This window comes from Microcystis sp. CS-574 (assembly GCF_028329095.1).
In the GTDB taxonomy this organism is placed as follows: Bacteria; Cyanobacteriota; Cyanobacteriia; order Cyanobacteriales; family Microcystaceae; genus Microcystis; species Microcystis ichthyoblabe_A.
The window spans coordinates 23,153-29,454 of sequence record NZ_JAQMSY010000121.1; the positions used below are offsets into that span (position 1 = coordinate 23,153).

At 43.2% G+C, this 6,302-nt stretch carries 4 protein-coding genes and 1 pseudogene; 4 read left to right on the forward strand and 1 reads right to left on the reverse strand.

From position 1 onward, the window contains the following. The first annotated feature begins 50 nt into the window (after nt 1–50). Nucleotides 51–404 carry a hypothetical protein gene (locus tag PN470_RS09765; protein WP_002751924.1) on the forward strand — a complete coding sequence of 118 codons (354 nt, stop codon included), beginning with the start codon at nt 51–53 and terminating at the stop codon, nt 402–404. Here the strand turns inward: PN470_RS09765 and PN470_RS09770 are convergent. Continuing rightward, the gene (locus PN470_RS09770; RefSeq protein WP_002751922.1) at nt 401–898 is read right to left on the reverse strand and encodes an HNH endonuclease; all 498 of its coding nucleotides are present in this window, start codon (nt 896–898) and stop codon (nt 401–403) included. The genes PN470_RS09765 and PN470_RS09770 overlap by 4 nt on opposite strands. Before the next feature lie 521 nt (nt 899–1,419). Here PN470_RS09770 and PN470_RS09775 point away from each other — a divergent pair. The 3 genes and pseudogenes from PN470_RS09775 (at nt 1,420) to ppsA (ending at nt 6,125) form a co-directional block, all read left to right on the forward strand. After that, the gene (locus PN470_RS09775; protein WP_103111870.1) at nt 1,420–2,868 is read left to right on the forward strand and encodes a M16 family metallopeptidase; all 1,449 of its coding nucleotides are present in this window, start codon (nt 1,420–1,422) and stop codon (nt 2,866–2,868) included. Between the two features lie 335 nt (nt 2,869–3,203). Continuing rightward, nucleotides 3,204–3,335 (forward strand): annotated as a pseudogene (locus PN470_RS09780) (UPF0175 family protein); the annotation flags it as partial. A gap of 348 nt (nt 3,336–3,683) precedes the next feature. After that, complete coding sequence (ppsA, locus tag PN470_RS09785) at nt 3,684–6,125, forward strand: phosphoenolpyruvate synthase (protein ID WP_016517076.1); 2,442 nt, start codon at nt 3,684–3,686, stop codon at nt 6,123–6,125. The last annotated feature ends 177 nt before the right edge of the window (nt 6,126–6,302 follow it).

The following is a 6,302-nucleotide window of genomic DNA, read 5'->3' on the forward strand; positions in this document are numbered from 1 at the left end:
CGCTAGACTTTTCAGAGAAAAAATTAACAATCTCTCGGTAACAAAAAAGGATGAAAATCAAAAATAATCTGGGTTTATTTAGCTTAACTACCTCTCTACTGCTAGTTATCGCTTCAGAAATCGTTCTTGCTTCCCAAGAACAAACCCTAGAACTGCCACCAAGTCAACCCCCCAGCGCCGATTTTTTCAAACCCGTCACCAATCTAATTAAAGATTTAAACCATCAGGGAGTAACCATCACCGATCCTAATGATCCCATGGCGGTGCGCTACCGAGTCAATTCCCCCTGTCGCGGTTGTGCGGTTTATCTAGGCACGGGAGTTGCCAATCCTCGCACCCAGACTAATAATAATGGCATGGGAATCAATTTTGGTCTTGGTTTCACCATGCCTTTTTCACCCTAAATACCGATGACATATTTACGCCATTCGTGATTGTGATTCCCCCTGGTGTGCTTTAATAGCTCAAAGTGGAGACTGCTGTAGGGACGACGTGGCTGGGCGAGTAGGGACATATTGGCCTCTTTTGGTGTACGATTGCCCTTATGCACATTACAACGCACACAAGCCGCCACTAAATTCTCCCAAGTGTCACCCCCTCCGCGAGAACGGGGAATCACATGATCAATGGTTAATTGTTCACCTCGGTAGAGACAGTATTGACAGGTGTGATGATCTCGTTCGAGAATATTACGACGGGTTAAAGGAATTTCCTTGTAGGGAACACGGACGTATTGCCTAAGACGGATAACGGAAGGTAGGGGTAAGTCACGACAAACCACTTTTCCGTTATGTTCTAGGGATTCAGCTTTTCCTTTCAATAATAAAACGATCGCACGCCGCCAACTGGTAATATTTAGCGGTTCGTAGGAGGCATTCAACACGAGAACCTTGCTCATAGGTGTCTGGAGATCGCTTGAATTTACCCCGAATGGTAACACATATCACTGGGATTGGGACCTATTATACTCAATCCGTTGAGCATAGGCTACATATCAGGACAGCCGAACGGCAAGAGGCACTCATGCAAAAGGGTCTTGAGGTTGATGCGTTTCATTTTTGAATTGGCGAAGCTAGTTCGAGAGTTTGAATGCTCAGGACGATGCCAAAGCAGCAATGCCGACCTCTAGTTTAGAATGGGTTTGTAGGGGGAACGAAAAATACTCAAGAATCTGATTGAAATTGATGGTGCTAAACAAGTAATGATAAATCCAAAGAGGAATTATAGTGATAGATAAAATACTATATCTCCCCGATCCGTAGGCAATTTTGGACAATTAGGCATGGCGGAGAGACACTTGATTTTTAGCGACTATTCTATCATCATTACTTCTTGAGGACTACCGTAAAAAGCAAAAAGCGGCCAGATTTGCCTTTTGTTCCCTCTTATCTATTCCTCTCAATAATTTCGACTCAAATCATGAAAAAACGCTTACAATGGCTAGGTTTAATCCTGATCACCCTGATAGGTGTCCTAGCTTTTCGTTCCCCAGCAATTGCCCAAACCCCGCGACATTTTACCGATTTAACTTTTCCTCCCCTTCCCGAAGTTACAGTTCCCCAATACGAGCGCTATCAACTAGATAATGGGATGGTGGTTTATTTAGTGGAGGATCGGAGCTTACCTTTAGTAAGTGGTACGGCGATGATTCGGACGGGAGGAAGATTAGAATCCGGGGAAAAAGTCGGATTAGCCGATATTACTGGAACCGTGCTGCGTAGTGGTGGCACGGAAAAACATCCTTCTAATGTCTTAAATCAGTTATTAGAACAAAGAGCAGCCCTAGTAGAAACCTCGATCGATCTTAATGCTGGAACTGCTAGTTTTAGCGCTCTTAGTGAAGATTTAGAAACCGTTTTTAATCTCTTTGCTGAGGTTTTGCGTTCCCCAACTTTTGAAAATCAGAGAGTGGAATTAGCCAAAGTTCAGGAAAAAGGAGCAATTGCCCGACGTAATGATGATCCCAGTGATATTGCTAGTCGGGAGTTTAAAAAGCTAGTCTATGGTGATAATAGCCCCTACGCTCGTACTGTAGAATATAGCACTTTAGCTAATATTGATCGTCAGGATTTAATCGATTTTTATCGTACCTATGTCCGTCCCGACCAAATAATTTTAGGAATTATCGGTGATTTTGATTCTCAGTCGATGAAAGCATTAATCAATAAGACTTTTGGCGATTGGAAAAATCCCGCCACTGCCCCTAAAATTGTCACCCCTTCTGCAACCCAAAAAAATCTTCAAGGTGTCTTTGTTGTCAATCAACCCCAATTAACCCAGAGTAGCGTTTTATTAGGTCATCTTGGGGGTCGGTTGGATAGTCCCGACTATCCCGCTTTAACGGTATTAAATGAGATTTTAAGCGGTTTTGGTGGTCGTTTATTTAATGAAGTGCGCTCCCGTCAAGGATTAGCTTATTCTGTCTATGGTGTCTGGAATAGTCGTTATGATTATCCCGGTTTATTTATTGCCGGAGGTCAAACTCGCACTGATGCTACCGTACCTTTTATTAAGGCAATTTTAGGCGAAATCGAGCGCCTTCGCAATCAACCCGTTACTGCCAAAGAATTAGAAGACGCTAAAAATGCTATTCTCAATTCTTTTGTTTTTAAGTTTGAGAAACCTGCTCAAAATTTATCGCGATTGATGACTTATGAATATTATGGTTATCCCCAAGATTTTATCTTCCGTTATCAACAAGCGGTAAAAGGGGTGACAATTGCCGATATTCAACGAGTGGCCCAACAATATCTGCAACCGAATCAAATTGTGACTCTAGTAGTGGGTAATGAACAGGAAATTCAACCTCCCTTATCCAGTTTGGGAACTACGGTTAAAACTGTTGATGTCACCATTACACAACTATAAATAAATCTAGGTTGGATGGAGCTAAACTAGGTGAAATCCAACCTAAAAAAATTAGATAAATATAGCACGATCGATGATTTTACAAGTCACAATAAATTATCCTGAAAATTTACCCGACTTTCTTCAAAAAACGCGCGAGGAATTCGAGAGAGACGCAACCTGGGCTATGGTAGTAAAACTCTTTGAGATGAAACCTAAGTAGGTAGGCGTTAAAAATTATCAGATGCCCCCCTTATTAAGGGGGATCCCCCCGCCTATCGGCACCCCCCTTATCAAGGGGGGCAGGGGGGATCGAACCTAAAATCCATTTTTAATTTAATTATAACCAGCTACTTATTTCATCGGGTATGGCTGCCAATTTATTAGGAGTGGATAGGGTTAATTTTTTATTGAGATTGACCGATTTTGGCGTAGGGATGATTGACTTAACAGAAGAAGAACTATTATTAGACCTTGAAAATGCCTAAAACTGAACGTATTGTGATTAATACCTTACCTTTAATACTAAATCTTGTTATTAAAAACTGATTATTTATTCCCACTTTTGCCTTTTGCCTCTTGCTTCAATGAGATGCACCCTGCAAGGGTCATTAGTTTCGCTTTAAAACAAGCTGGAGAATAAATAATCGAGTCACTCTCTCAACTCAAATATTAATTTTTGTGTTAAATACCTAGACAATTAAACCCTTTAGAGATAGGGTGAGCGTGGCTGAGTTGGCTATTGTAGAGTTTTGTAAATAAATATCAAACTCAAGGATTTTTGAAGATGGTATGTCGCTAAACTGAAAGTATAGATTACAGAGGTAAAAATACTTATGATGCTACTACAAGATGTTGCGAGAACCTCTAGAGAACAAGCATTAATTCTGTGGTTTGAAGAAGTAGACAGCAAAGATGTGGGATTAGTCGGTGGCAAAAACTCCTCCTTAGGCGAAATGATCCAACAATTAACCCCGAAAGGGATTAATGTCCCCACAGGATTCGCCACCACCGCTTACGCTTACCGTCACTTTGTCGAAAAAGCCGGACTAGACGCACAATTAAGACAAATTTTCCAAGATTTAGACGAAAACGATGTGCAGAACCTGCAAGAAAAAGGTAAACAAGCACGCACATTAATCCTAAATACACCGTTCCCCGATGATTTAAGTCATGCGATCGCTATTGCCTATCGCCGACTCTGTGAACGTTATGGCGATGATCTCTATCATTCCATCGATGTGGCAGTTCGATCGAGCGCCACTGCCGAAGACTTACCAGAAGCGAGTTTTGCCGGACAACAGGAAACCTATCTCAACGTGCAAGGGGTGAGGGGAGTTTTAGAAGCTTGCCATAAATGTTTTGCCTCTTTATTCACCGATCGCGCTATTTCCTACCGTCATCATAACGGCTTCGATCACTTTGCCGTCGCCCTTTCCGTCGGTGTCCAAAAAATGGTGCGTTCAGATCTAGCCACCTCCGGGGTGATGTTTTCCATCGATACGGAAACAGGGTTCAAAAATGCCACTTTAATCACCGCAGCCTACGGTTTAGGGGAAAATGTCGTGCAAGGAGCCGTTAACCCCGACGAATATCTGGTTTTTAAACCCACTCTTAAAAACGGCTACAAACCCATCCTCGACAAACGCCTCGGCAGTAAAGCCATCAAGATGATCTACGATGATGGAGGATCGCGTCTAACCAAGAATATCCGAGTTAACAAGCTAGAACAGGATCAATTCTGCATTAGTGACCAAGAAATCCTCACTTTAGCCCGTTGGACGACCCAAATCGAGGAACATTACTCGCAAGTGCGCGGAACCTACACCCCCATGGACATCGAATGGGCAAAAGATGGGATCACGGGAGAACTCTTTATCGTTCAGGCCCGTCCAGAAACCGTACAATCCCAAAAAGCAGCTAATATCCTTAAATCCTACGAAATTAAAGAAAGAAGTCAAGTTTTAGCGGTGGGACGGAGTGTAGGTGCGGCAATCGGTCAAGGAAAAGCCAGAGTCATCCTCAGTGTAGATAAAATCAACAACTTTAAACCGGGAGAAGTTCTCGTCACCAATCGCACGGATCCCGACTGGGAACCGATTATGAAACAAGCAAGCGCGATCGTGACTAATCAAGGTGGTCGTACTTGCCATGCCGCTATTATCGCACGAGAAATGGGTATTCCGGCGATCGTGGGTTGCAATAATGCCACGGAAACGATTAAAACCGGTCAGGAAGTCACCGTTTGCTGTGCGGAAGGGGATGAAGGGAAAGTTTACCTCGGATTGCTACCCTTTGAAATTCTTGAAACTCCCCTGGACAATTTGCCCCAAACTCGGACAAAAATCCTCATGAATATCGGTAATCCCGAAAAAGCCTTCGCTTTTGCCGATATTCCTGCCCAAGGGGTCGGTTTAGCGCGTCTAGAGTTTATTATCGCTAACCATATTCAGGCCCACCCCAGCGCCTTGCTGAAATTCCACGAATTGGAAGAAGGAGACGTAAAAGACCAAATCGCCGAATTAACCAAACACTACGAGGATAAACCCCAATTTTTCGTCGATAAATTGGCCCGGGGAATTGCCATGATTGCAGCCGCATTCTACCCCAAAGATGTAATTGTGCGGATGTCCGATTTTAAATCCAATGAATACGCTAATTTATTGGGTGGCAAACCCTTTGAACCCAAGGAAGAAAACCCGATGATCGGTTGGCGCGGTGCTTCCCGTTATACTGATCCTAATTATCGCGAGGCTTTTGCTTTGGAATGTCGGGCGCTGAAAATGGTCCGGGAAGAAATGGGATTAACTAATGTGATTCCGATGATTCCTTTCTGTCGTACCCCCGAAGAAGGGATGAGAGTCCTTGAAGAAATGGCGAAAAATGGTCTCGAACGCGGGGTTGATGGTTTGCAAGTTTATGTGATGTGTGAGTTACCAAGTAATGTAATTCTTGCCGACCAATTTGCTCAGGTGTTTGACGGATTTTCGATCGGTTCTAATGATTTGACCCAATTAACCTTAGGATTAGATCGGGATTCTGCCCTAGTTGCCCATCTTTTTGATGAACGGAATGAGGGAGTTAAACGCATGGTGAAAATGGCCATTGAAACCGCTAAAGCCCATAATCGCAAAATCGGTATCTGTGGTCAAGCCCCCAGTGATTACCCCGAATTTGCTCAATTTTTAGTGGAATTAGGCATCGATTCCATCAGTCTTAATCCTGATTCTGTCCTCAAAACTTTATTGATGGTGGCAGCAGTGGAGAAAGGACAATAGTTTAGTGATAAAGGTGGGCAAGTCCCACCTTTTTTTGCAGGGTAAGCTCATCTAATTTGGTACAAATTGTAGTTGACAAAGATTTCTGAATAGGGTAATGAAATCGCCATAGCACCGTCCCGCACTGCCAGTACCCAGACTTAGCCTCTGCTACCTCTGTATAATTTATAATTAGCC